General features: G+C 74.3%; 15 protein-coding genes. 4 read left to right on the top strand and 11 right to left on the bottom strand.

Annotated elements, in window-relative coordinates; genetic code table 11:
* Nucleotides 1-26: 26 nt before the first annotated feature.
* Together ACIP5O_RS13200 and ACIP5O_RS13195 are read right to left on the bottom strand one after the other, a co-directional pair.
* On the bottom strand, nucleotides 27-761 hold the full coding sequence (locus ACIP5O_RS13200; protein ID WP_356541376.1) for a response regulator transcription factor: 735 nt from the start codon (nucleotides 759-761) through the stop codon (nucleotides 27-29).
* Nucleotides 758-2,023 carry a PspC domain-containing protein gene (locus ACIP5O_RS13195; protein ID WP_401292229.1) on the bottom strand — a complete coding sequence of 422 codons (1,266 nt, stop codon included), beginning with the start codon at nucleotides 2,021-2,023 and terminating at the stop codon, nucleotides 758-760. The genes ACIP5O_RS13200 and ACIP5O_RS13195 overlap by 4 nt, the downstream gene beginning before the upstream one ends.
* Nucleotides 2,024-2,179: 156 nt before the next feature.
* Here ACIP5O_RS13195 and ACIP5O_RS13190 point away from each other — a divergent pair, with 156 nt between their 5' ends.
* Both ACIP5O_RS13190 and ACIP5O_RS13185 read left to right on the top strand, forming a co-directional pair.
* Nucleotides 2,180-3,523 carry a PspC domain-containing protein gene (locus ACIP5O_RS13190; protein WP_401292226.1) on the top strand — a complete coding sequence of 448 codons (1,344 nt, stop codon included), beginning with the start codon at nucleotides 2,180-2,182 and terminating at the stop codon, nucleotides 3,521-3,523.
* A complete protein-coding gene (locus tag ACIP5O_RS13185; RefSeq protein ID WP_401292223.1) occupies nucleotides 3,510-3,770 on the top strand; it encodes a hypothetical protein in 261 nt (86 codons plus the stop codon). Before ACIP5O_RS13190 ends, ACIP5O_RS13185 begins: the two co-directional genes overlap by 14 nt.
* Here the strand turns inward: ACIP5O_RS13185 and ACIP5O_RS13180 are convergent.
* The 3 genes from ACIP5O_RS13180 to guaA form a co-directional block, all read right to left on the bottom strand.
* Complete coding sequence (locus ACIP5O_RS13180) at nucleotides 3,680-4,291, bottom strand: DoxX family protein (protein WP_401292222.1); 612 nt, start codon at nucleotides 4,289-4,291, stop codon at nucleotides 3,680-3,682. The two genes, ACIP5O_RS13185 and ACIP5O_RS13180, sit on opposite strands and share 91 nt — an antisense overlap.
* Nucleotides 4,292-4,380: 89 nt before the next feature.
* Nucleotides 4,381-5,658: a hypothetical protein gene (locus ACIP5O_RS13175; protein WP_401292219.1), complete on the bottom strand. Its 1,278-nt coding sequence runs from the start codon at nucleotides 5,656-5,658 to the stop codon at nucleotides 4,381-4,383.
* A gap of 449 nt (nucleotides 5,659-6,107) precedes the next feature.
* Nucleotides 6,108-7,700 carry a glutamine-hydrolyzing GMP synthase gene (gene guaA / locus ACIP5O_RS13170; RefSeq protein ID WP_356541365.1) on the bottom strand — a complete coding sequence of 531 codons (1,593 nt, stop codon included), beginning with the start codon at nucleotides 7,698-7,700 and terminating at the stop codon, nucleotides 6,108-6,110.
* 321 nt (nucleotides 7,701-8,021) lie between these two features.
* Between guaA and ACIP5O_RS13165 the strand changes: the two genes are divergently transcribed.
* Nucleotides 8,022-8,336 (top strand): chorismate mutase, encoded by a 315-nt coding sequence (locus ACIP5O_RS13165; RefSeq protein ID WP_401292216.1) that lies wholly within the window; start codon nucleotides 8,022-8,024, stop codon nucleotides 8,334-8,336.
* Between the two features lie 675 nt (nucleotides 8,337-9,011).
* Here the strand turns inward: ACIP5O_RS13165 and ACIP5O_RS13160 are convergent.
* The 6 genes from ACIP5O_RS13160 to ACIP5O_RS13135 all read right to left on the bottom strand — a co-directional run bounded on the left by ACIP5O_RS13160 (nucleotide 9,012) and on the right by ACIP5O_RS13135 (nucleotide 22,627).
* On the bottom strand, nucleotides 9,012-10,868 hold the full coding sequence (locus ACIP5O_RS13160; protein ID WP_401292214.1) for a GMC oxidoreductase: 1,857 nt from the start codon (nucleotides 10,866-10,868) through the stop codon (nucleotides 9,012-9,014).
* A gap of 83 nt (nucleotides 10,869-10,951) precedes the next feature.
* Nucleotides 10,952-12,631, bottom strand: a complete 1,680-nt coding sequence (locus ACIP5O_RS13155; RefSeq protein ID WP_401292212.1) for a succinic semialdehyde dehydrogenase — start codon at nucleotides 12,629-12,631, stop codon at nucleotides 10,952-10,954.
* 178 nt (nucleotides 12,632-12,809) lie between these two features.
* Complete coding sequence (locus ACIP5O_RS13150; protein WP_401292209.1) at nucleotides 12,810-14,603, bottom strand: serine/threonine-protein kinase; 1,794 nt, start codon at nucleotides 14,601-14,603, stop codon at nucleotides 12,810-12,812.
* Between the two features lie 160 nt (nucleotides 14,604-14,763).
* The gene (locus tag ACIP5O_RS13145; protein ID WP_401292206.1) at nucleotides 14,764-17,991 is read right to left on the bottom strand and encodes a serine/threonine protein kinase; all 3,228 of its coding nucleotides are present in this window, start codon (nucleotides 17,989-17,991) and stop codon (nucleotides 14,764-14,766) included.
* Between the two features lie 165 nt (nucleotides 17,992-18,156).
* The gene (locus tag ACIP5O_RS13140; protein ID WP_401292707.1) at nucleotides 18,157-20,046 is read right to left on the bottom strand and encodes a serine/threonine-protein kinase; all 1,890 of its coding nucleotides are present in this window, start codon (nucleotides 20,044-20,046) and stop codon (nucleotides 18,157-18,159) included.
* A gap of 874 nt (nucleotides 20,047-20,920) precedes the next feature.
* Nucleotides 20,921-22,627, bottom strand: a complete 1,707-nt coding sequence (locus ACIP5O_RS13135) for a glycerol-3-phosphate dehydrogenase/oxidase (protein WP_401292204.1) — start codon at nucleotides 22,625-22,627, stop codon at nucleotides 20,921-20,923.
* 408 nt (nucleotides 22,628-23,035) lie between these two features.
* Between ACIP5O_RS13135 and ACIP5O_RS13130 the strand changes: the two genes are divergently transcribed.
* Nucleotides 23,036-24,277 carry a nucleotide sugar dehydrogenase gene (locus ACIP5O_RS13130; protein ID WP_401292202.1) on the top strand — a complete coding sequence of 414 codons (1,242 nt, stop codon included), beginning with the start codon at nucleotides 23,036-23,038 and terminating at the stop codon, nucleotides 24,275-24,277.
* The last annotated feature ends 143 nt before the right edge of the window (nucleotides 24,278-24,420 follow it).

Raw genomic sequence — 24,420 nt, 5'->3', positions numbered from 1 at the left:
CCGCGTCCCAGGTCCGGGGTGCGGGCTCAGACCAGGCGGCGGGCGGTGGCCCAGCGGGTCAGCTCGTGGCGGTTGGAGAGCTGGAGCTTCCGCAGCACCGCCGAGACGTGCGACTCGACCGTCTTCACCGAGATGTAGAGCTGCTTGGCGATCTCCTTGTACGCGTAGCCCCGGGCGATCAGCCGCAGCACCTCCCGCTCCCGCTGGGTGAGCCGGTCCAGGTCCTCGTCCACCGGGGGCGCGTCCGTCGAGGCGAAGGCGTCCAGGACGAAGCCGGCGAGCCGGGGGGAGAAGACCGCGTCGCCCTCCTGGACCCGGAAGATCGAGTCGACCAGGTCGGTGCCGGTGATCGTCTTGGTGACGTAGCCGCGGGCGCCGCCCCGGATCACCCCGATCACGTCCTCGGCCGCGTCCGACACCGAGAGCGCCAGGAAGCGGACCGGGTCCTCGGGCGCGCCGAGCAGGCTCGCGCAGCGCCGCAGCACCTCGACCCCGCCGCCGCCCGGCAGGTGCACGTCGAGCAGGACGACCTCGGGGCGGGTCGTGGTGATGACCGTGACCGCCTGGTCGACGTCGGCGGCCTCGCCGACCACCTCGACGCCGGTGACCTCGGTCCGGCCGATCTCGGCCTGCACCCCGGTGCGGAACATGCGGTGGTCGTCGACGAGCACCACCCGCACCCGGCGCCCGGCGCCCGGCGTCGCCGCCCCCGCGTCCGCGCCCGCCCCGCTCCCGGTCGCTGCCCCGGTCTCGTCGCTCATCCGTCCGCCCTCTCCATCTCGAGCTCCACTTCGGTGCCTCCGCCCTGCGGTGACCGCAGCCGGGCCGTACCGCCGTTGCGCTGCATCCGGCCGATGATCGATTCTCGTACGCCCATCCGGTCCTCGGGCACGTCGTCCAGGTCGAATCCCGGCCCCCGGTCGCGCACCGAGACGAAGACCGTGCGGCCGTCCACCTCCGCGAACACCTGCACCGCCCCTCCCTCGCCACCGTACTTGGCGGCGTTGACCATCGCCTCGCGCGCGGCCTGTATCTGTGCGACCAGTCCCTCGTCGAGGGGGCAGTCGCCGACGACGACCACCTCCAGCGGGACGCCGTGCTTGTCCTCGACCTCGGCCGCGGCCCTCTTCACCGCCTCCGCGAGGGTCTCGGGCTCCTCCTCGTCCCTGCCGGTGCCCTCCGGCTTGTAGAGCCAGTTCCGCAGCTCCCGCTCCTGGGCGCGGGCGAGCCGGCGCACCTCGCCCGGGTCGTCGGCGTTGCGCTGGATCAGGGTGAGGGTGTGCAGCACCGAGTCGTGGACGTGGGCCGCGACCTCGGCGCGCTCCTGGGCGCGGATGCGCATGGTCCGCTCCTCGGTGAGGTCCTGCGACATGCGGACCAGCCAGGGGCCGGCGAGCAGGGCTATGCCGGTGAGGACGGCGACGGCGGCGGTGAGGGCGGTGCCGAGCTGGGCGACGGAGCCGCGGACCACCACGAAGACCGCGAGACCGGTGCCGACCAGGGCGACGCCGACGAGACCGCGGGCGAGCTGGAACGCGCGCCGGTGCCGTCCGGGGTCGGTCCAGCTCGCCCGGCGGGCGTTGTCCGTCTGGCGCCAGAAGACGGCGACGCCGACGCCGGTGAGGAGGACGGGCCAGATGTAGCGACCGGTCTGGCCGTCGAAGCTGGCGTTCCCGGCGACGACCGCGAGGCTCGCGGCGAGCACGACCAGGGCGAAGACCTGGCCCCGGTCGGGCTTGCGCAGTTTGCGGCGCCCGTCCGGGGTGGTCTCGAAGACGGGACGCGGGGCGGTCCGTCCGCCGACGCCGAGCGGGACGACGATCCAGAAGACCGCGTAGAGCACGGCGCCGAGGCCGTCCGCCATGGCGAGGACCGCGAACGCCGTGCGCACCCAGACGACCGGCAGCCCGAGGTGTCCCGCGAGACCGCGTGCGACACCGCCGAGCCACCGCCCGTCGGCGCTCCGGTAGAGCCTGCGCAGGGGCGGTTCGTCGGTCTCGGTGACACGAGCGGATACGGACATGCGCCGATCGTCACACGTTCGGCCCGCCCGGGACATCAGGGTCGGCCCTGAGATCTTCCCCGGTACGGCCTCGGGGAGGAGGGCCCTCCGAATATCAGGGTCGGGCCAGGGTCGTCCCCGGTGCCGCGGGGCGTCACGGGCCGTCACCATGGAGGCATGACGAGTTCGACGCCTTCGCAGCACGAGGCCCCGCCGGCGGCGGAGGCCGCTTCCGCCGCGCCCCTGCGGCGCTCGCGCGGAAGCAAGGTCGTGGGCGGTGTCTGCGGCGGTCTCGGCCGGTACTTCGACCTGGACCCGGTGGTCTTCCGCGTCGCGATCGGCGTGCTGGCGGTGACCGGCGGCTTCGGTCTGATCTTCTACGGCTTCGCGTGGCTGCTGATCCCGCTCGCGGGCGAGGAGGACCACGAGGGGCGCAGGCTGCTGACCGGTCGCGTCTCCGGCTCCTCCCTCGCGGCCCTGCTGATGGCGCTGGTCGGCTGTGGGGTCTTCCTGTCGATGCTGCGCAGCGGATCGATGCTGGGTTCCTCGCTGCTGGTGGCGTTCGTGGCGTGCGGAGCGGCGGTCTGGTCCCGGCGGAGACGGACCGGCGCGGTCGAGACCGAGGGCAGGACGGACACGGCGGCTGCGCTCGCGGTCGCCGAGGCCCCGCCCGAGACGAAGGCCCCGCCGCTGATCGAGTACACCTCCTGGTGGAAGGACCCGATCGTCAAGGACGGCTCGACGGGCCGGGTGGCCGTCGGCTACCTGTGGGGCCCGCACGGCGTGCTCGACGAGGACGGCAAGGTGAACGGCGAGGTGCCGAGGCCCGGCAGCCAGTGGGGTCCCGCGGCCCCGGCGCCCGGGCGTCCGACGCCCTCCGTGCGGAAGAGCCCGCTCTCCATCGGCGGTCTCGTCCAGCTGCTCGCCATGGTGGCGGCCGGCCTCGGCACGGCCCTGACCTGGGAGACGGAGCCGCTCGGCACCAGTCTGCAGATCGGCCTGGCCGCCGCCCTCGGGGTGCTCGGCCTGGGGCTCGTCGTCAGCAGCTTCCTCGGGCGGACCGGGTTCGGCACGGTCTTCCTGACCGTGGTCACGGCGGGCCTGCTCGCCCTGGCGACGGCGCTGCCCGACCGGATCACCACGGACTGGGTCCGCGAGACCTGGGCGCCGGCGTCGGTCGCCGCGGTGCAGCCGCGCTACGAGCTGGGCAGCGGGGTCGGCACGCTCGACCTGTCGGGGCTCCCGCTCCCCGCGGGCACGACGGTCACCACCGGCGCCGAGGTGGGCGCAGGGCAGCTCAAGGTGGTCGTCCCGAAGGACGCGGTCGTGAAGCTGCGCACCGAGGTGGCGCTGGGCGACCTGCGCCTGCCGGGACAGCCCCCGAACGACATCGACATCGCACCGGGCCGCGAGGAGACCCACACGCTCGCGCCGCCGGCCGGGACCGCCCCGGCGGGCACCCTGGACCTCTCCCTGGAGGTCGCACTCGGACAGGTGGAGGTCATCCGTGCTGCTTCATGAGTTCCGTCCCGGCCGGCTCCTCGTCGGCCTCACCGCCCTCGCCCTGACCGCCCTGTACGCGGGCGATGCCGCCGGGGCCTGGACGACCCCCTGGTACGCGGTGGTCCCGGTGCTCTGCGGCGGCCTGGGCGCCGCCGCCCTCGCGACCTGGGTCGCCTATCGAATACGGCGCCGTTCGGCGAGGATCCGGTCCAGCGAGAGCACCGGGGCCCCGGCGAGCAGCAGCGGCAGCCAGGCCATCAGATAGACGAGGTCGTTGCCGAGGTAGTAGGGCGACGCCTGCCAGCTCACGGTCAGCCAGAGGCTCAGCGAGATCAGTGCGCCTCCGAGCGCCGCCACCCGGGCGAAGAGGCCGAAGAGGGTTCCGAGCCCGGCGGCGAGCTCCCCGAAGGCGAGGGCGTACCCGAAGCCGGTGGGGCTCTTGAGGGCGAGGTCGACGAGGGCGGGGAGCGCGGAGCCGTCCCGGACGCCGCGCATCGTCTCGCCGATGGACCCGCTGCCGGCGTCGGCGAAGAAGGAGGAGTCGGTGAGCTTGTCGAGTCCGGCGTAGACGAACGTGATCCCGAGGAAGATCCGCAGGGGAAGGAGGGCGTAACGGGAGGCGAGGGCCTTCCAGGCACCGGTCCCGTCACCATCGCCGCCGGTCCTGCCGCCACCGCCGGTCCTGCCGCCACCGCCGGTCCTGCCGCCACCGCCGGTTCCACCGCCGCCGGTCCCGCCGCGGGGGCCGTCGTCCCCCTGGCCCGTCCGGTCCGTCTGTTCCGTCATCGCCGGTCACCTCTCACACCCCGTACGGCTGCTCGCGGAACGATTCTCCTCCGTTCGGCGGCCCCGGGGTGCGAGGAGGGGCCGGGAGGTCAGTCCACGACGTCGATCGTGACCCGATTGGTCTCCACGCCCGCCGCCGTCACGACCGAGACCTCCGCCCGGCCCGGTTCCACGTCCGCCGGGAGGGGGACGGTCAGGGCGGTGTCGGTGGGGTTGGCGAAGCCGCCCGGGACCGGGACCAGGGGGACGTGGGCGTGGACGGGGCCGATGCGGACGACGAGGCGGGTCAGGGGGTCGGGGGCGCCCGCGCCCGGCGGGACGAAGCCGCGGCCTCGGATCTCGATGTCGTCGCCCGTGCGGATCGGGGCGTCGAGGTCGCCCGCCTCCCGGGACCGGACCACGGAGTGGATCGTGGGGCGGACGCCCTCGGCGCACTTCGCGGCGAGGTGCCAGGCCGCCGAGACGCCGAGGAGGAGCACGAGGGACCAGGGGACCTCGGGGAGCCGGGCGGGGTCGCGGGCGAGTCCGACGGCCGCGAGGGCGAGGACGGCGCTGGAGACCAGGAGGTACTGGACGTCGGCGAGACAGGCCCGGCCGCTGTCGTCGCAGAGCAGGTCGGCGGCGCGCGGGCGGTCGGCGCGCACCTTCTGGAGGCGGCCCGCCGCGATCCCGGCGGTGACGACGAGGCGGGCGGTGACGGTGACGGCCGCCACCAGGGCCAGGGCGGTGAGCAGGCCGGCGGCCCGGGACAGACCGAAGGCCGTGGCGGTGGCCGTGGCCGTGGTCGTGGTGGTCGCGGCCGGTGGCCGGAGGGCCGGGAGCCGGGCGGCCAGGAAGAGGAGGGAGAAGGAGAGGAGCAGGAGCCAGGCGGCGGCGACGGCGCGGGTGGTGGAGAGCCGGTTGTCCTCGCCGATCAGGGGCGCGAGGAGGCCGCCGCGCGCCCGGTGGACGTGGGCGGCGGCGCTGAGGAGGGCGGCGAGGACCAGGGCGGTGCAGAGGCCGGCCGTGCGGGCGCCGGTCCAGCCGGACTCGACGGCGGTGAGGGCCTGGCCGAGGAGGAGGGCGAGGACGGCGCCCCAGACGGTGCGGAGACAGCCGCGCCGGACCAGGTCGAGCCGGGCGGGTCCGGCCTCCCGGGCGTGCGCGGCGACCGCGCGGGCGGACTGGGCGAGTTCGTCGGAGACCCACTGGCGGGCGGCGACCGGGGAGTGGGCGACGGCGGCGGGGACGCCGTGTCCGGCGGCGAGCTCGTCGCGACGGGCGAGGAAGGCGGCGACCGCGCGCCGGTGGCCGGTCCGCCCGCAAGGGGCGCAGCCGTCGCAGGCCGTCGCGTGCTCGCCGTACCGTCTCGCCTCTTGAACCGCCACGGTGCTCTCTCTCCGGGCTCGCTCCACGACCCGTTCCGGTGCGTCCCGGCGTGTTCCGGTGCGCCGCGAGGTGCCGTGGAGGGCCAACGTGCCGTTGGTTCCACGGAATTGTGCCGTACCGAGGGCTCCCGCCACCGCCGCGTGCGCCCCACCCAGGAGTGATTGCCGTGTCGTCGGATTGACGTACAGAAGGGTGAAGCGATGGTGTGACGACAGGAGTTCGGGATCCGCTCGGCCGGTCCCGCGCCGGAGCGGCTGGCGGTCGGTCCGGGCGACGAGACCGCCCCGAGCCGCTCGCGGGTGGTGGCGGCGTCGTGGGGGACGGGGTCCGGTGGCAGGCTCATGCGCCGGGAGGCAGTGCCCGGCCGGTCGGGTCACCCGGGCCCGGACGCGACGAAACCGCCGCCCCGGTGGTCCGGAGCGGCGGTTTCACGGGCGGGCGGGAGGGGTCACTCCCACTCGATGGTGCCCGGCGGCTTGCTGGTGACGTCGAGGACGACGCGGTTCACGTCGGCGACCTCGTTGGTGATGCGGGTCGAGATCTTGGCGAGCACCTCGTAGGGCAGGCGCGACCAGTCGGCCGTCATGGCGTCCTCGGAGGAGACGGGACGCAGCACGATCGGGTGGCCGTAGGTGCGGCCGTCGCCCTGGACGCCCACGGAGCGCACGTCGGCGAGCAGCACGACCGGGCACTGCCAGATGTCGCGGTCGAGACCGGCGGCCGTCAGCTCCTCGCGGGCGATGGCATCGGCCTCGCGCAGCAGGTCCAGGCGCTCCTTGGTGACCTCGCCGACGATGCGGATGCCGAGGCCGGGGCCGGGGAAGGGCTGGCGCTGGACGATCTCCTCGGGCAGGCCGAGCTCCTGGCCGACCATGCGGACCTCGTCCTTGAAGAGCTGGCGCAGCGGCTCGACGAGCTCGAACTCGATGTCGTCGGGCAGGCCGCCGACGTTGTGGTGGGACTTGATGTTGGCGGTGCCGGTGCCGCCGCCGGACTCGACGATGTCCGGGTAGAGCGTGCCCTGGACGAGGAACGCGACCTCGGGGCCCTCCTCCTGGAGGATCTCCAGCTGGGCCTGCTCGAAGACGCGGATGAACTCGCGGCCGATGATCTTCCGCTTGGTCTCCGGGTCGGAGACGCCGGCGAGGGCGGTGAGGAACCGCTCCTGCGCGTCGACGACCTTCAGCTGGACGCCGGTGGCGGCCACGAAGTCCTTCTCGACCTGCTCGGTCTCGTCCTTGCGCATCAGGCCGTGGTCGACGTACACGCAGGTGAGCTGCGAGCCGATGGCCTTCTGCACGAGGGCGGCGGCCACGGCGGAGTCGACGCCGCCGGAGAGGCCGCAGATCGCGCGCTTGGTGCCGACCTGGGCGCGGATGGCCGCGACCTGCTCCTCGATCACGTTGCCGGTGGTCCAGCTGGGCTCGATGCCGGCGCCCCGGTAGAGGAAGTGCTCCAGGATCTGCTGGCCGTGCGTGGAGTGCAGCACCTCGGGGTGGTACTGGACGCCGTACAGCTTCTTCTCGTCGTTCTCGAAGGCGGCGACCGGCACGACGTCCGTGGAGGCGGTGACGGCGAAGCCCTCGGGGGCGGCGGAGCAGGCGTCGCCGTGCGACATCCACACCGACTGCTCGACGGGGGTGCCCTCGAAGAGGGTGGAGCCGGCCTTGGAGACGTGCAGCGGGGTGCGGCCGTACTCGCGGGCGCCGGTGTTGTCGACGGTGCCGCCGAGGGTGGTCGCCATCAGCTGGAAGCCGTAGCACATGCCGAAGACGGGGACGCCCGCCTCGAACAGCGAGCGGTCGAGGCGGGGGGCGTTCTCCGCGTACACGGAGGACGGGCCGCCGGAGAGGATGATCGCCTTCGGGTTCTTGGCCAGCATCTCGGCCACCGGCATGGTGGACGGGACGATCTCGCTGTAGACCCGGGCCTCACGGACGCGGCGGGCGATGAGCTGGGCGTACTGGGCGCCGAAGTCGACAACGAGGACTACGTCCGGGTTGGTGACGTCGGGCGCGGCAGCGGGGGTCGCTGATGACACTACGGCGGCCTTCCGGCGGTAGGAGGGGGTCCCTCGAAAGGGGTGCTATTTGTCGATTCTACCGGCGCGCCGGTCGGATCATTCGTCTCACCATCCGAACCCGGGTTGGCCCCGGCTCCGGGGCGGGGTCCATACTGTCGCCATGCGCAAGCACCCGACCTTCGTCTTTACCTATGGCAACCGGCCCACCGGCTGCCATGGTCGTGCTGCTTGAGCAACTGACGAGCGACTTCCCAGGCGCCCCGGGCCGACAAGGCCCGGGGCGCTCTGTCGTTCCCGGGCCGGATCGTTCCGGGGGCCCGACACCCCAGGAGCCCCACCATGACGACGACCACCGCCACCACCGAGAAGCACACCGCCACCACCGAGAAGACCGGCGCCCGCACCGACGAGGCGGCGGCGCTGATCGACGACGCCCGTGAGCGCATCGACGCGCTCGACGACCGGATCATCGGTCTCATCCAGGAACGGATGGCCGTCTCGGCCGTCATCCAGGAGGCCCGGATCTCCTCCGGGGGCCGCCGGGTGAACCTGAACCGCGAGATGGAGGTCCTCGGCCACTACAGGGACGCCCTCGGCAAGCCGGGCACGGCGCTCGCGATGACGATGCTGGAGCTGTGCCGGGGACGCGTCTGAGTGGGTGCCCGCACCCGAGTTCGGACCCGCTCTCACCCGTACGGCGCGTGACCGGCTCCGCGCCGGCTTCGTTGGTCCGGTTGTCCGTGCCAGCCAGGGGCGGGCCCGAAGAAAAACCACGCGTGGCTTCGCTGGGGCGTGTGGCGTGCCTCTCCGGTACGTCGTGGGACCTCGCACCAGCGCGTGTGACCGGGCAGCAGGGGACAGCGGTCCGGTCACCCAGAAAGGGCGGTCGGCCCCGGGGACGCCCGGGGTCGACCGCAACCGGCTCCCCCGGCCGCACCCCGCGGCCCCAGCACCGTTGCGCAGACCCCGTCCCCTCGTCCCCCCACTCCGTTCCCCCTCCCCCACGGCGGCGCGACCCCCCGGCGCCGCTCCGTTCGGCACCGCCGCCGCCCCGACACCGGTGCCGACCCCCGAGGGCCCCGTGCCGCGACCCGAATCGCGGCACGGGGCCCTCGCCCGTACCCCCGCCCTCCGGGATGTGACGCGCGTCACATGACGATCTCGTGCAACCGCTACAACCAATCGCCGGGGTGGCGGGTCAACCATGCAGCAACACCAGAAGCCGGAAGGGCGCTGCATTCGGAGGGGGATGCAGCGCCCTTTCTGTTTCCGCCGTTCCGGCCGGGGTCTTCCGCCGTTCCGGCCCGGGTCACTCCCGCTCCGTCCGGGTCACTCCCGCGTCGACTGCTTCGACGGGACCTCCAGCGGAACGTCCGGCAGGGCCTTCGACGGGACCTTCGGCATCCCCAGGAACGGCAGCCGCAGCGCGCCGAAGGCCTCGGCCGGGACCGCGGGGGACTTCGGCTCGACCGCCGCGAGCCGCGCGTACCCCTCCCCCTGCGCCGGGCGCGGGTCCTCCTCGCCCTTGTTCGGCCAGAAGGACATGGCCCGCTCCGCCTGGGCGGTGATCGTCAGGGACGGGTTCACGCCGAGGTTGGCGGAGACGGCCGCCCCGTCGACGACGGAGATCCCCGGGTGGCCGTAGAGCCGGTGGTACGGGTCGATGACGCCGGACGCGGCGTCCGCGCCGATCGGGCAGCCGCCCAGGAAGTGCGCGGTGAGCGGGGTGCCCATCAGCTCGCCGACGTTGGAGCCGGCGAAGCCGTTGATCTCCTCGGCGAGGAGGGTGGCGGCCCGGGTGGCCGCCGGGATCTGGACCGGGTTCGGCGCCCCGTGCCCCTGGCGGGCCGTGAGCAGGCCCTTTCCGATGCCGCCGGGCTTGCGGTAGGTGGTCAGGGAGTTGTCGAGGGACTGCATGACCAGGCCGATGATGGTCCGCTCGGACCACTTCCGGTTGGAGAGCGAGCGGGCGGCGAGCGCGGGGTGCCGGAGCAGGTTGAGGACCCAGTTGCGCACCCGGTGGGCGCCGTAGGGCACCTGGAGGACGGTGAGGCTGCCCATCGAGTTGGAGCCCCTGCCGTACCGGACCGGCTCGATGTGGGTGTTCTCGTCGGGGTGGACGGAGGAGGTGATGGCGACGCCCCGGGTGAAGTCGGCCTTCCCCCCGCCGTGCTTCTTCCGGTAGCGGCGGTCGGTGGTCTGCGCGCCGACCAGGCCCTCGGAGTTGGTGCGGGTCAGCTCGCCGAGCCGGTGCGAGATCCGGGGCAGCAGGCCGGTGTCCCTCATCCGGTGGAGCAGGGTCTGCGTGCCGTACGTGCCGGCCGCGATCACGACCCGGCGGGCGGTGAACGTGCGGCCCCTGCCCTTCTTCCGGTCGTCCGTGGGCAGGGTCTTCACCGCGAAGCCGCCGCGCGAGTCCTCGGTGACGGTGACGACCGTCGTCATGGGGTGGACGGTCGCGCCCGCCTTCTCGGCGAGGTACAGGTAGTTCTCGTTGAGGGTGTTCTTGGCGCCGTGGCGGCAGCCGGTCATGCACTCGCCGCACTCGGCGCAGGCTCGGCGGGAGGGGCCCGCGCCGCCGAAGTACGGGTCGGGGACCTCGCCGCCAGGCTTCGTCCTGGTCGTGCCGTCGGCGTCCTCGCCGTCGCCGAAGAAGACGCCGACCGGTGCCATGTGGAAGGTGTCGCCGATGCCCATCGCCTCGGCGGCCGACTTCAGGTGCACGTCGGAGGGGGTCATCGTCGGGTTGAGCCGGACGCCGAGCATCCGCTTGGCCTGGTCGTAGTACGGCCGGAGCTCGTCCTCCCAGTCCGTGATGTCCTTCCACTGCGGGTCGTCGAAGAACGCCTTGAGGGGTACGTAGAGGGTGTTGGCGTAGTTGAGGGAGCCGCCGCCCACGCCGGCGCCCGCGAGCACCATGACGTTGCCGAGCAGGTGGATGCGCTGGAGGCCGTAGAGCCCGAGGGCGGGGGCCCACAGGAAGTTCTTCAGGTCCCAGGAGTTCTTCGGCAGGGTCTCGCGGGTGAAGCGGCGCCCGGCCTCCAGGACGCCGACCCGGTAGCCCTTCTCGGTGAGGCGGAGGGCCGTGACCGAACCGCCGAAGCCGGAGCCGACGACGAGGACGTCGTAGTCGTACGCGCCGTCCTCCGCCTGCTCCTGATTTTGGGTAGGGGGTACCGCGGTCATGGCTCTCCTCGTACGGCGTACGGAAAAAGGGGTCGAAAAGAGGGGGTGCGCGGGCCCCCGCCACCGGCGGGGGCCCGGGGGCCTCAGCGCAGGCGCAGGGCCTTCATCGCCTTCAGGGACAGGCTCATGAACGCCGCGTACTTCTCGTCGTCCATCCCGAAGGAGGGCGCGAGCGGGATCAGCCGCTGCTGGGCGACGGTCTGGGCCTCGGTGTACTTGAGGATGCCCTCGGAGCCGTGGCGGCGGCCGAGCCCGGAGTCCTTCATGCCGCCCATCGGGGACTGCACGCTGCCGTACGCGGGGGCGTACCCCTCGTTGATGTTGACGGTGCCGGTGCGCAGCCGGGCCGCGACGGCGTGGCCGCGGCGCGAGTCCTTCGTCCAGACCGAGGAGTTGAGGCCGTACGGGGTGGCGTTGGCGAGCTCGACGACCTCGTCCTCGTCCGTGAAGCGGTAGATCGAGACGACCGGGCCGAAGGTCTCCTCGTGGCAGACGGCCATCGGGGCCTCGACGCCGTCGAGGATGGTCGGCTCGTAGAAGAGGGGGCCGACGTCGGGGCGGGCGACGCCGCCCGCGACCAGCTCGGCGCCCTTGGCGACGGCCTCCTCGACGTGCTGCTTGACGGTCTCCAGCTGCCGCTCGCCGACGAGGGAGCCCATGTCGGCCCCGTACGCGAGGGAGGTGCCGAGCCGCATCGCCTTCGTACGGGCGGCGAACCGGGCGACGAAGTCGTCGGCGACGGACTCGTGCACGTACAGGCGCTCGATGGAGATGCAGAGCTGTCCGGCGGAGGAGAAGCAGGCGCGGACGGCGCCGGCGGCGGCCTTCTCGACGTCGGCGTCCTCCAGGACGAGCATGGCGTTCTTGCCGCCGAGTTCGAGGGAGACGCCGACCAGGCGGGCGGCGGCGCCCTGCGCGACCTCGCGGCCGGTGCGGGTGGAGCCGGTGAAGGAGACGTAGTCGGCGTGCCGGACGACCTCGGGGCCGACGACCGGGCCCTCGCCGAGGACGACCTGGAAGACCTCGGCGGGCAGTCCGGCCTCGATGAGCAGGTCACGGGCCCACAGGGCGGTGAGCGCGGTCTCGGTGTCGGGCTTCATGACGACGGCGTTGCCCGAGACGAAGGCGGGCAGGGCGTCGCCGACGGAGAGTTCGAGCGGGTAGTTCCAGGGGGCGATCTGGCCGACGACCCCGCGCGGCTGGCGCAGCTCGGTGACCTTGGTGAGGGTCGGCACGACGCCGGTGTGGTGGCGGGGGCGCAGGTAGGAGGGGGCCTTGCGGCCGTAGTGGCGGGCGGCGACGGCCACCGCCAGGACCTCCTCGTGGGCGTGCAGGCGCGCCTTGCCCGTCTCCAGCTGGATGAGGTCGAGGACCTCGGCCTGCCGCTGGAGGACCAGGTCGTGGAAGCGGAGGAGCACGGCGGCGCGGGCGCGGACCGGCGTCGCGGCCCAGACCGGCTGGGCGGCGCGGGCGCGGGCGAAGGCCTCGGCGACGTCCTCGGGGGTGGACTCGGGCAGGTCCGCCAGCTTCTCCCCGGTGAAGGGGGTGTGGTTGGCGGTCCGGCCGGAGCCGACCACGCCGCGGACGAGCCGGGCGACCAGGTCGGGCGTCACGACGTCGGCGGCGGTCCGGGCGCCGGCGGGCGCGGGCGCGACCGGGTTGGTCGCCCCGGCGGGGGCGGTGGTCCCGGTCCCGGTGGAGAGGGCGCCGGTGGCGGGGGCGTCGGGAGCCGAAGGGGCGGCGGGGGCCTGCGAGTCCGTCATGAGGGCGAGCGTAAGGCGCCTTCCGCCCTTTGGGTACCCGTCGGTAACGCGTTTTCACCGGGGCCGCGCATCGCGCCAGCGATCACTGGCACATAAGCCCTGATCAGCGGCTTACGGCTGCCGGAGGCCCACCACGGAGATTTTCCCGGCCTTTGCGCCCGCCCGCTTGTGCGCCCGCCTACTCCCCCGTTTCCCGCCAGTGCCGCAGGACGATGTCGAACTGCTCCCGGGTGGTCTCCCAGCTCGACTCCGGCGAGGACATGTAGACGGCGTACTCGGTGCCGTCGTCGCCGTAGTACATCTGGTCGATCGCGTGCCGGGGTCCGGGGAAGTTCTTCTTCTCGGTCCAGGTGAACTCCCACAGGACGGAGAGGGTCTGATCCCGGTAGACCTTCTGGGAGAGCTGGACCCGCTTGTAGTGCATGCGCTTGCCCAGGGCGCCTTCCAGGTCGAGCGCGTGCATGTACGGGCTCTCGAAGTCGGGGCTGCGGTCGACGCTGATCCGGATGCGGTGATTGCCGTTGTCCGGGGTGTAGTCGATCTGGCCGTCCGTGACCTGCCGCTTCCAGCCGTCCGGGACGAGGAGGCCGAAGCCCTCCGGGTCCACGACGCGGTGCCATCCCTCGGGGACCCCGTCCTTCCCCTCGCCCTCGGCCGAGGGGGTCGTGGTCGGGGCCGTGGCGGCGGTCGTCCTCCCGGTGCCGTCGACGTCGCGGTCGCCGCCCGTGTACTGCATGGCGGCGAAGACCGCGCCGCCCGCGACGAGCCCGGCGAGCAGGGCCGCCAGGACGACGGCGCGCCGGCGGCCCCGGCCGGTGGACGGCGCAGGGGCGGAGGGGGGCGCCGGAGCGGGGACCGTACGGGACGGCGACGGGGCCTGGGACTGCCGGAGGGTCCGGGGCGGCTGGGGCCACTGGGCGGTGAAGCCGCGCGGGGCGGCCTCCGCGGCCCCTGCGGACCCTGCGGCTCCCGGCTCCGACCGGTGCGACCGGTCCGCCTGAGCCGCCTGAGCCGCCTGATCCGCCCGATCCGCCGCACGGGCCTCGTCGGGCGTGGCGCGTACGTCGTCCCCCGCCCGGTCCAGGTCCTCCCTGACCACCCGCTGGGTCGGTACGTACGCCTGCGCCGATGCCGGCGTGCGCCCCTCCATCGCTTCGAGCAGCATCCGACCGGCCTCGTCCGCGCGCGGCCGCTGCTTCGGGTCCTTGCGCAGCAGGGCCACGATGACGGGGGCCAGCGCCCCGGCCTTCTCCGGGTGCGGCGGCTCCTCGGTCACCACGGCCTGCATGGTGCTGATCGGGGAGCCGCGGCGGAACGGCGAGGTGCCCTCCACCGCCGTGTAGAGCGTGGCCCCGAGCGACCAGAGGTCGGAGGCGGGACCGGGGTCGGCGCCCTTCACCCGTTCGGGCGCCAGGTAGTCGATGGAACCGACGATCTCACCGGTCCGGGTGATCGTCGAGTCCCCCTCGATCGCCGCGATCCCGAAGTCGGTGATGAGGACGCGCCCGTCGCGCGCGAGCAGGATGTTGCCCGGCTTGACGTCCCGGTGCAGCACCCCGGCCGCGTGCGCGGCGCGCAGCGCGCCGAGGACGTGCAGCCCGATCCTCGCCGCCTCGCGCGGCTCCACGGTGCCCGACTCCTTGGCGGCGTCGGCGAGCGAGGGCCCGTCGACGTACTGCATGACGATCCACGGGCGGGCGTCGTGCTCCAGGACGTCGTGGACGGTCACCACGCCCGGGTGCGTGATCCGCGCGGCCGCCCGTGCCTCCTTCTGCGTACGGGCGTGCAGCACGAGCCGGTCCGCCTCGGCCACGAACCGGCCCGCCGTCAACTCCTTGACCGCCACCACGCGGTGCAGCACCTCGTCGTGCGCGCGCCAGACCTTGCCCATGCCGCCGCGTCCGATGGACTCGCCCAGCCGGTAGCGTCCGGCGAGCAGCAGCCCCGTCCCTGTGCCCTGTGAATGTTCCACTTGCCCCCGCCCGTTCCCTCTGACGCAAGGTTACGGACGGGGGCACGGACCGCGAAACCTCGGGGCGGTCATAGGAACCGCACTGTGACCGGGGGCCGCAGGCCCGGAACGGGTGCGGCGGCCCGGAGGAAACGGCTTCGGCGGCCCCGGCGGGACCGCTTCAACGGCCCGGACGGAACGCCTTCGTGGCCTGCTCGTAGATCTCGGAGACCTTGTCCCGCTCGGTGTACGGGCCGATGACCTGCACGACGTGGTACCGGCCGCCGTCGATCAGGGCGAGGTTGCGGACGAACACCTCGCGTCCCGTGCCGTCCAGCCACCAGTAACTTCCCGTGGCCGTCGCCGTGCTGCCGATGTCGACCCGGAGCGTCCGCTCCGCGCCCGCCCAACTGGACGCCCGCCAGGGCTCCAGCTCGCGCTCCCGGGTGTTCTGGTACGCCAGCGGGTCGGCGCCGTTGTCCTTCACGCCGTCCCGGCCGGGGACCACGATCATCGTGAAGTCACCTCCCGTGTACCGCACTTGCCCGGCGTCGTTGATCGGGCTGCGCCGCCAGCCGTTCGGCACCCCGATCCGGAACCCCTCCGGGTCCTGGCGCAGGGCGTACCCGGAGGCGAGCGCGGGGGCCGACGGATCCGCCGGGGGCCGGGTCGTGGCCGGCGGGGTGGTCGCGGAGGGGGCGCCCGTCGTCGGGGCCGGGGCGTCGCCGCCCGTGTCCGGCGCGGTGGTGACGGGGGCTGGCCCGGTCGTCGGCGTGCCCGAACCGGCGGGCTCCTCCCCCTCGCGCGGCATGAAGAGGACGGCGTACGCGACGGCCCCCGCGAGCAGGAGGAAGACCAGGAGCAGGAGCGTACGGCCGAGGGCGCGCGGGGAGCCCGAGGTCCCGGAGGAGGTGCGCGGGGCGCGCGGGGACCGGGGTGCGCGCGGGGCGCGCTGCGGGAGTTCCTCGTGGTACCCGCCGTCGGACTCCTCGCGGAAATCGTCCGGTACGCGCGCGTACTCGCGGACGCGGTTCCGCTCGGGCCCGGGCTCGTGCCGGAGCGCGGCGCGCGGGTCCTTGCCCCGCTTGTGGCGGCGGTGGCCCGCGCCCTCCCCCTTGCGCCGTCTGCGCACCAGTTCGCCGCGCCGGCGCACGATCGGCAGCCGCGTCCCGTCGAAGGACGGCAGCGGTACGACGCCGACACCGGCCTCCGGTTCGGGCGCCGAGCGGACGAGGGAGCGCAGCCAGCCGCGCAGCTCCTCGAAGTCGGGCCGCTCGGTCGGGTCCTGACGGAGCAGCGACTCCACGACCGGGCGCAGCGGCCCGCTCTCCTCGGCGAAGGCGGGCGGCTCGGCGCAGACCAGTTGGACCAGTTCGGCCGCGCTGTCCTCCGGGTAGGGGGCGTGGCCCTGGACGGCGCGGTAGAGGAGCGCGCCGAGCGCCCACAGGTCGGTCGCGGGGCCGATGGGCGCGGCGAGGCGCCAGTTCTCGTGGACGGGACCGGCCTGTTCGGGCGCCCAGCGCTCGGTGACGGCGCCGACGACCGCGATCCGGGTCTGCCGGGCCCGCTCCGCCGCGAGGCGCGTGGTCGGGCCCCGGTACGACTCGGCCGGGACCGTCGCCGGCTCCTCCCGCCGGGGCTCCGGGACGCCCGCGGGCACCGGGAGGCGCCCGGTGTCCGGGTCCGCCGCCCGGTATCCGGCGGGCAGCGCCGGGCGCCCCGAACCGGGCAGCACCGGCCCGCGGCCGGTCCCCGAGCCGCCACCGGCCGGTATCGGCCCGGAGCCGTCCCGCGAGGCGTGCGGGCCGTCGCTCCAACTGCCGGTCAGCATCACGCGCGGCGGCGGGCCGTTCCGGGGGCCGCCGTCGTACGGCTCGTCGCCCTCGTCCTCGTCGTCCTCGTCGTCGTCCGCCACCCGCGCCCACCACTGCGGCTCGGGCGACCCCTCCGCCTGCGCCGTCGGCGGGGGCGGCGGCCCCGGCGTCTCCGGGGGCGCGGGCCGCTGCACGGGCAGCGCCCCCGTCTCGCCGAGCCGGGCGGCGGCCCGCGCACCGGCCCGGTAGGCGGCGATGGCCCCGGCCCGCGCGGCCCGCACGTCGGCGGTCGGCGGCGTGGCCGGAGGCCGCGACGCGGCGGGAGTCGCCGCCGACTTCCCGTAGGGGTCGGTGCCGTAGGGGTCGGGGGCGGGGCGGGGCCCCGGAGCGGAACCGCCGGAACCGGAGCCTTCGCCCGGCTCGCCGTCGGCGCCGTCGTCCGTGCCGCTGTCCGCGCCGTACGGCCCGTCGTCCGTGCCGCCGTACGGCCCGTCGTCCGCCCCGTCACCGGCCCGCCAGGACCCGTCGGGGGCCTCCAGCGCGTACGGCCCGGAGCCGTACGCTCCAGAGGCGTACTCCTCGGAGCCGTAACCCTCGACGGGCGCGAGCCCTTCGGGCGCGTACCGCTCGGGCGCGTACCGCTCGGGCGCGTGCGTGTCCGGCTCGTACGCCTCAGGCGTGTACCGCTCGGACACGTACGCCTCCGGCTCGTACGTGTCCGGCGCGTACGGCTCAAGGGCGTACGCACCGGCCCCGTGCGTCTCGGGTTCGTCCGCGTCCGGCTCGTACGGCCCCGCCTCGTACGTCTCGGCCCCGTACACCCCGGGTTCGTACGCCTCGGCCTCGTACACCTCCGGCTCGTACGTATCCGGTCCGCGGGAGTCGGAGGCGTACGGGTCCGGGGCGTACGGGTCCGGGGTGGTCTCCTCGTCCGTCCCCGACGGAGCCGGAGGCGCGTACGCGAACTCGTCGGGCACGTCCTGTTCCGGCACCGGCGCGTAGCCGCAGAGGGCCTCCTCGGCGGCTCCCACCGCGAGGCCCGAGAGGACCACCCGGCCGTCGTCGCAGACCAGGACGGTCCGGGAGGTGATGTTCCGGTGCACCCAGCCGTGGGCGTGGAGCGCGCGCAGGGCGGTGAGGACGTCGGCGCCGATCTCGGCCGCCCGGTACGGGTTGAGCGGCCGCTCGGCGAGGAGGGCGGCCAGCGGCCGTGCCGCCGCCACGCGTTCGCTGACTATCCACAGCGAACCGGCCTCCGCGAAGACGTCGAAGACCTGGTCCAGTAAGGGGTGGTCGGGGATCTGCGCGGCGGCCTGGGCCGCCTCGATCGCCCGGCGCACGACGGGCTCGGCGGGCCGGCGGGTGGCCCGCCCCCCGCCGCCCCGGAAGCCGCCGGGACCGTCGGGTCCCGCGCCGTCGAGCACCTCGGCGTCGACGAACTCCGGCAGCGGGACCTGACGGACCAGCACCTCCTGCCCGCTGTACGTGTCGAAGGCCCGCGTCTCCGTCAGGTCGTGCCCGTCCCCGGTCCCGTCCTCCGGCGGCAGCGGCAGGCGATAGCGGTCCGCGAGCACCCTTCCCGCGTAGTCGTCCACGACGCCTCCCCACGCGCGCACTGTCCCCCGTGGCCTCGCGGGTACCCCGGATCGTGCGGGATCACGCGAGTCCGTCGGTTCCGGTCGGTCCGGTGCGGGGCCGTGCGGTCAGCGGCTCTGTTCGATTGCGTACGACCCCCGGATCCCCACGATACGGGGGACCGGTCACTCCTTGGGGCTGAACGTGGCGAACGCCGTCTCCCGCAGGGTCCGGCACTCCTCGCCGTTCCACTCGTCCGCCTCGCAGCTCACCATGATGGAGTAGCCCCACTTGGAGTCCACCTTGAAGCCGCGGTTGAGCACGTGGACGCGCACGCCCTTCTGCGTGCGCTCGAACTCCCAGTCGGCGGCGGACGGGTAGCCCTTGTACGAGACGGGCCGTATGCCGAGGTGCTTGTAGTCCTTGCTGGTGGCGGCCACGCCGATCTTGGCCAGCTCCCAGGCGCTCGCCGCGTTGTCCTTCGGGCTGTTGTTGTAGTCGACCTGGACGCGCGGGAAGCCGCCGTTCTCGCTGAAGATCCCGCCGAGGGAGTACCCGGGGATCGCGCTCGGCTCGAACGTCGAGGGCATGGCCATGGAGAAGTGGAAGCGGTCGCTGGTGACGAGGGTGTACCCGGCGGGCAGTCCGCCGCCGGTGCCGCCGTCGGGCTTGCCGGACGGCGTGGCGCCGTTCCCGCCGTCCGCCGTCCCCGTCGTCCCTGTCGAACCCGTCGCCCCCGTCGCGCCGTCGGTGCCGGCCGATCCGTCGGCGCCGTCGCCGTCGGGCTGTGCGCCGCCCTGCTGGCCGGGGTCGGCCGGGGTCTGCCCCTTGCCGCCGTCGGACCCGCCCGAACCGTCGGAGCCGTCACCGCCCGCGGAGGCGCCGGCCGAGGCCGTGGTGCCCTCCTTGCCCTGGTTGCCCTCGTCTCCCCCGCCGCCGAGGGAGACCGCCAGGATCGTCCCGAGCAGGGCGACGACCACGACGGCGGCGATGACGACCAGGGTGCGGCGCGACACGACGTCGGTCAGCGACGCGCGGGCCGGGGCCTGCCTACCACCGCCCCGGATCGGCGCGGGCCGCGGGTTCGGCGCGGTCCTCGACCTCGGCTCGGCCTTCGCGGAGGCCGCCGCGTTGCGCACGGACTTCAGGGCGCCCCGCATCCGGTCGGCGGCCGCGTCGGGCGCCCCGCCCCGGTCGGCCGGCGCCGGTCCGGGGACGGGCGGCAGCGGTACGACCCTGGTGACCTCGGGGGAGACCGGGGGCGCCGGATCCGGGGCGTCGAGCACGGCCCGCAGCAGGACCCGGGCGCCGGCGTCGTCGAGGCGCTGCGCCGGGTCCTTGGCGAGGAGGCCGTAGATGACCTTCTCAAGGTCGGGACCCGCGTTCTTCGGCGGGTCGACGGGCTCGGTCATCACCGCCGTGAGGGTGGCGATGGCGGAGCCCTTGTCGTACGGCGGGCTGCCCTCGACCGCCGCGTAGATGAGACCGCCGAGCGACCACATGTCGGCGGCCGGGCCGGGCTTGTGACCGCGGGCGCGCTCCGGCGAGATGTACGAGGGGGCGCCGACGAGCATGCCGGTGGAGGTGATCGAGGGGTCGCCCTCCACCTGGGCGATGCCGAAGTCGGTGAGGACGACCCGGCCGTCCTCGGCGATCAGCACGTTGGACGGCTTCACGTCGCGGTGCAGGATGCCCTCGCGGTGCGCCGAGCGCAGCACGTCGAGGATGGCGAGGCCGACCTCGGCGGCGCGCCGGGGCGTGAGCGTGCCGTCCTCGCGCACGGCGTCCGCGAGGGACTTGCCCTCGATGAGCTCCATGACGATCCACGGGCGGTCGTCCTCGTCGACGACGTCGTAGACGGTGACGGCGCCGTTGTTGCGGATCCGGGCGATGGCCTTGGCCTCGCGCAGGGTCCGGGTGATGAGGCGACGCTTCTCGTCCTCGTCGATGCTGCTGGGGAAGCGGAGTTCCTTCACGGCGACGGTGCGGCCGAGGGTCTCGTCGACGGCGCGCCACACCGTGCCCATGCCGCCGCGTCCGAGGACCACGCCGAGGCGGTAGCGGCCCGCGAGCAGCCGCCCTTCGCCGGCGGGGGCCTTGCGGAGCCTGTCGCCGCCGCGCGCCGCGCCGGTCGCGGCCGTCCCGCGGCCGCTGCCGCCGTCGCCGTCGCCGGCGCCGAACCCGGCCCGCCCGGTCGACGGCTCGGTCCCCCGCAGCCGCCCGGCCGCACCGGCACCGGCCGCCGCGTCATCCGCTCCGGAACCCGTCGCGGCGTCGGACCGGGGGTCCGCGGCGCGCTTCACGACCGAGACGCCCGAAGCGGACTTCCCGCCCGCACCGCCCGAAACGGACCCGTCCTCCGAAACGGTCCCGGATCCCGCGACGGACCCGGATCCCGCGACGGACCCGGATCCCGCGACGGGCCCGGCCCCCTCGGCGGGCCCGGTTCCGGAAGCGGATCCGGCGTCCTGCGCCGGCCCGGCGGTCCCGACGCCCGGTTCCTGTTCCGCGCCGTCCTCCGGGGCCTGCGCACCCCGTTCGACCTGCGCGTCCTTCGCGTCCCGCTCCGGCTCGCGCGCGGCCGGGACCGTTCCTCGGTCGCTGTCGGTCGCGGCCCCCGCGGCGTCCCGCCCGGGGTCCTTCGCCGTGTCCCGCGACTGCTCCGCCTCCGACATGCGTCCCCTCTGCGATCCCTGGTCTTCGCCGCGTCTGCCGCTTCCCGCGTGATGCGTTAACCCGCCCTGGAAGAGAGCCCATTGTCCCTCACCTCGGGACCGGTGGCGCCCCCGGGTCCGTACTCCGGGATGACGACGCCGCCGTGCGCCTCCCAGGTTCCCGCCGGTATGCGGACGACCCGGGCGTCCCACCGGACCGGACGTTCCGTCAGTTGTCCACGAGCGTAGGAACGGAGGTGTCCACGGGCGTACGGGCGGAGGGGTCCGGGTGCGGTCAGAGGGGCACGATGTCCGGCGCCCCCAGCCGTGCCGCGTCCGCCGTCAGGTCGTCGGGCTGGCGCTGCGACTCGCGCTCGGCCTCCACCCGCTTCTCGTAGTGCTCGACCTCCTTGTCGATCTGGCGGGCGTCCCAGCCGAGGACCGGGGCCATCAACTCCGCGCACTCGCGGGCGCTGCGCGTGCCCCGGTCGAAGGTCTCGATGGAGATCCGGGTCCGCCGGGTGAGGACGTCGTCGAGGTGGCGGGCGCCCTCGTGCGAGGCGGCGTAGACGATCTCGGCGCGCAGGTAGTCGTCGGCCGCCGGGAGCGGTTCGCCGAGCCGGGGGTCCTCGGCGATCAGGTCGAGGACCTGCTGCGTCAGGGAGCCGTACCGGTTGAGGAGGTGCTCGACCCGCACGACGTGCAGCCCGTGCCGGGCGGCGATCCCGGCCCGCGCGTTCCACAGGGCCCGGTAGCCCTCGGCGCCGAGGAGGGGGGTGTCCTCGGTGACGCAGGGGGCGACGCGCTGGTCCAGGGCGTGGACCGCCTCGTCGACGGCGTCCTTCGCCATCACGCGGTACGTCGTGTACTTGCCGCCGGCCACCACGACCAGGCCGGGGACCGGGTGGGCGACGGTGTGCTCGCGCGAGAGCTTGCTGGTGGCCTCCGACTCGCCGGCGAGCAGGGGGCGCAGCCCGGCGTAGACGCCCTCGACGTCGTCGCGGGTGAGGGGGGTGGCGAGCACCGTGTTCACGTGCTCCAGGAGGTAGTCGATGTCGGCGCTGGAGGCGGCCGGGTGGGCCTTGTCGAGGTCCCAGTCGGTGTCGGTGGTGCCGACGATCCAGTGGCGCCCCCAGGGGATCACGAAGAGGACGGACTTCTCGGTGCGCAGGATCAGGCCGGTGGTGGAGTGGATGCGGTCCTTGGGCACGACGAGGTGGATGCCCTTGGAGGCGCGGACGTGGAACTGGCCGCGCTCCCCGATGAGGGCCTGGGTGTCGTCGGTCCACACCCCGGTGGCGTTGACCACCTGCTTGGCCCGGATCTCGTACTCGGCGCCGGCCTCGACGTCCTGGACGCGCGCGCCGACGACCCGCTCGCCCTCGCGCAGGAAGCCGACGACCCGGGCGCGGCTGGCGGCCCTGGCCCCGTAGGAGGCGGCCGTGCGCACGAGGGTGGTGACGAAGCGGGCGTCGTCCATCTGGGCGTCGTAGTACTGGAGGGCGCCGACGAGGGCGTCCTTCTTGAGGCAGGGGGCGACGCGCAGGGCGCCCTGCCGGGAGAGGTGCCGGTGGACGGGCAGGCCCCGGCCGTGCCCGGAGGAGAGCGACATCGCGTCGTACAGCGCGACGCCGGATCCGGCGTAGAACCGCTCCCAGCCCTTGTGCTGGAGGGGGTACAGGAAGGGGACCGGCTTCACCAGGTGGGGGGCGAGCCGCTCCAGGAGGAGGCCGCGTTCCTTGAGCGCCTCGCGCACCAGGGCGAAGTCCAGCATCTCCAGGTAGCGCAGGCCGCCGTGGATGAGCTTGCTGGAGCGGCTGGAGGTGCCCGAGGCCCAGTCGCGGGCCTCGACGAGGCCGGTGGAGAGTCCTCTCGTGACGGCGTCGAGGGCCGTCCCGGCGCCGACCACCCCGGCGCCGACGACCAGCACGTCCAGCTCGCGCTCGGCCATGGCGACGAGCGCCTCGGTGCGCTCGGCCGGTCCCAGTGTCGCTGTCCTCACGTCTGCCGCCTCCCGTCGTTCCCCCGTCCTTCCCGCGCGCGGGCCTTCCCGCACACGGCTTCCCGTGCCCGGCTCCCGTACACGGCCTTCCCGCGGGCGGACACGCGCCGCCCTTTCCACGAACACACGAGCGCGCCCACACGGGCCTCCCCGCAAGCGCGCACGCGGCCCTTCCCGCGAGCGAGCCGGGACCGTGCGGTCCGGCTCACAGCTCGATTCTGTCCCGCCCCGGTGACTTCAGCCACCGCCTCGCCACCGACCTGTGGATAACACTCGGCGACCTGCGGCCACCCAATGCGGCATATCGGTCATATTTACGCCTAGTCTGACATTGCGTGCGACCCGTTTCGCCCACCGGGCTTGCGCGTCGCGTCCCCTCCGGCTACTGGGAAGGACGGCCCACCCCCCATGCCCGCTGATCTCGCCGTCATCGGCCTCGGCCACCACGGACTCCCCCTCGCCCAGGCCGCCACCGCCGCGGGCGTCGACACCATCGGCTACGACACCGACCCGCGGCCCGCCGCCGAACTCGCCGCCGGCCGCTCCCCGGTCGACGGCCCGCTCACCGTCCCGGAGGTCCGCCGGATGCTCGCGGGGGGCTTCCGCCCCACCCACGACCCCGCCGAACTCGGCCGGGTCCGCACCGCCGTCCTCTGCGCCCCGACCCCCCTCGGCCCCGACCGGTCCCTCGACCTCACCGCCGTCACCGACGCCGCCCGCGCGCTCGCCGCCCGGCTGCGCCCCCACACCACCGTCCTCCTGGAGTCCCCCGTCCCGCCGGGCACCACCGAGGGCCTGCTCCGCGACGTCCTCGAAGCGGGCTCGGGACTGCGCGCGGGCCGCGACTTCCACCTCGCGTACTCGCCCGGCCGGCTCGACCCCGGCAGCCGCACCCGCGGCTACGCCGGCACCCCCAAGGTCATCGGCGGCCTCACCCCCGCCTGCACCGAGTCCGCCGCCGCCTTCTACGGACGCCTCACCGACAAGGTGGTACGCGCGCGTGGACCCCGCGAGGCGGAGACGGTCAAGCTCCTGGAGACCAACTTCCGGCACGTCAACATCGCCCTCGTCAACGAGATGGCGGTCCTCTGCCACGAACTCGGCGTCGACCTGTGGGACGTCATCCGCTGCGCCGAGACCAAGCCCTTCGGCTTCCAGGCCTTCCGCCCCGGCCCCGGCGTCGGCGGCCACGGCGTCCCCGTCGACACCGTCGGCGCCCACCGCCCGCTCCGCCTCGTCGAACTCGCGGGCCAGGTCAACGAGCGCATGCCGGGGTACGTCGTGCAGCGCGCCGCCGCCCTCCTCAACGAGCACGGCAAGTCGGCGCGGGGAGCCAGGATCCTGCTGCTCGGCATCACGTACAAGCCCGACCTGCCCGACCGTCAGGGCTCGCCCGCCGACGAGATCGCCCGCCGCCTGATGGACCTGGGCGCGGCCGTCAGCTACCACGACCCGCACGTCCCCGACTGGCGCGTCCGCGAACTCCCCGTCCCCCGCGCGGACTCCCTCTACGAGGCCGCCGCCCACGCCGACCTGACGGTCCTGCTCCAGCACCACCGCACCTACGACCTCCAGGGCCTGTCGGTGAAGGCCCAGCTCCTCCTCGACACCCGCGGCGCCACCCCGGCGGGCGCGGCCCACCGCCTCTGAGCCGACGACCATCGGGCCGCTCGACCGCTCGGCCGCCCGGCCGCTCGGCCGCCCGGCCGCTCGACCGCCCGGCCTCGAAGGCGGTAACTCCGGTGCCGGTGTCACAGCCGGCTGCTAGTCTCCGGCCTCTCGAACGCGCGCTC

It is taken from the genome of Streptomyces sp. NPDC088915, from assembly GCF_044749825.1.
Lineage (GTDB): Bacteria > Actinomycetota > Actinomycetes > Streptomycetales > Streptomycetaceae > Streptomyces.
This window is presented reverse-complemented; position numbering and strand designations above follow the sequence as displayed.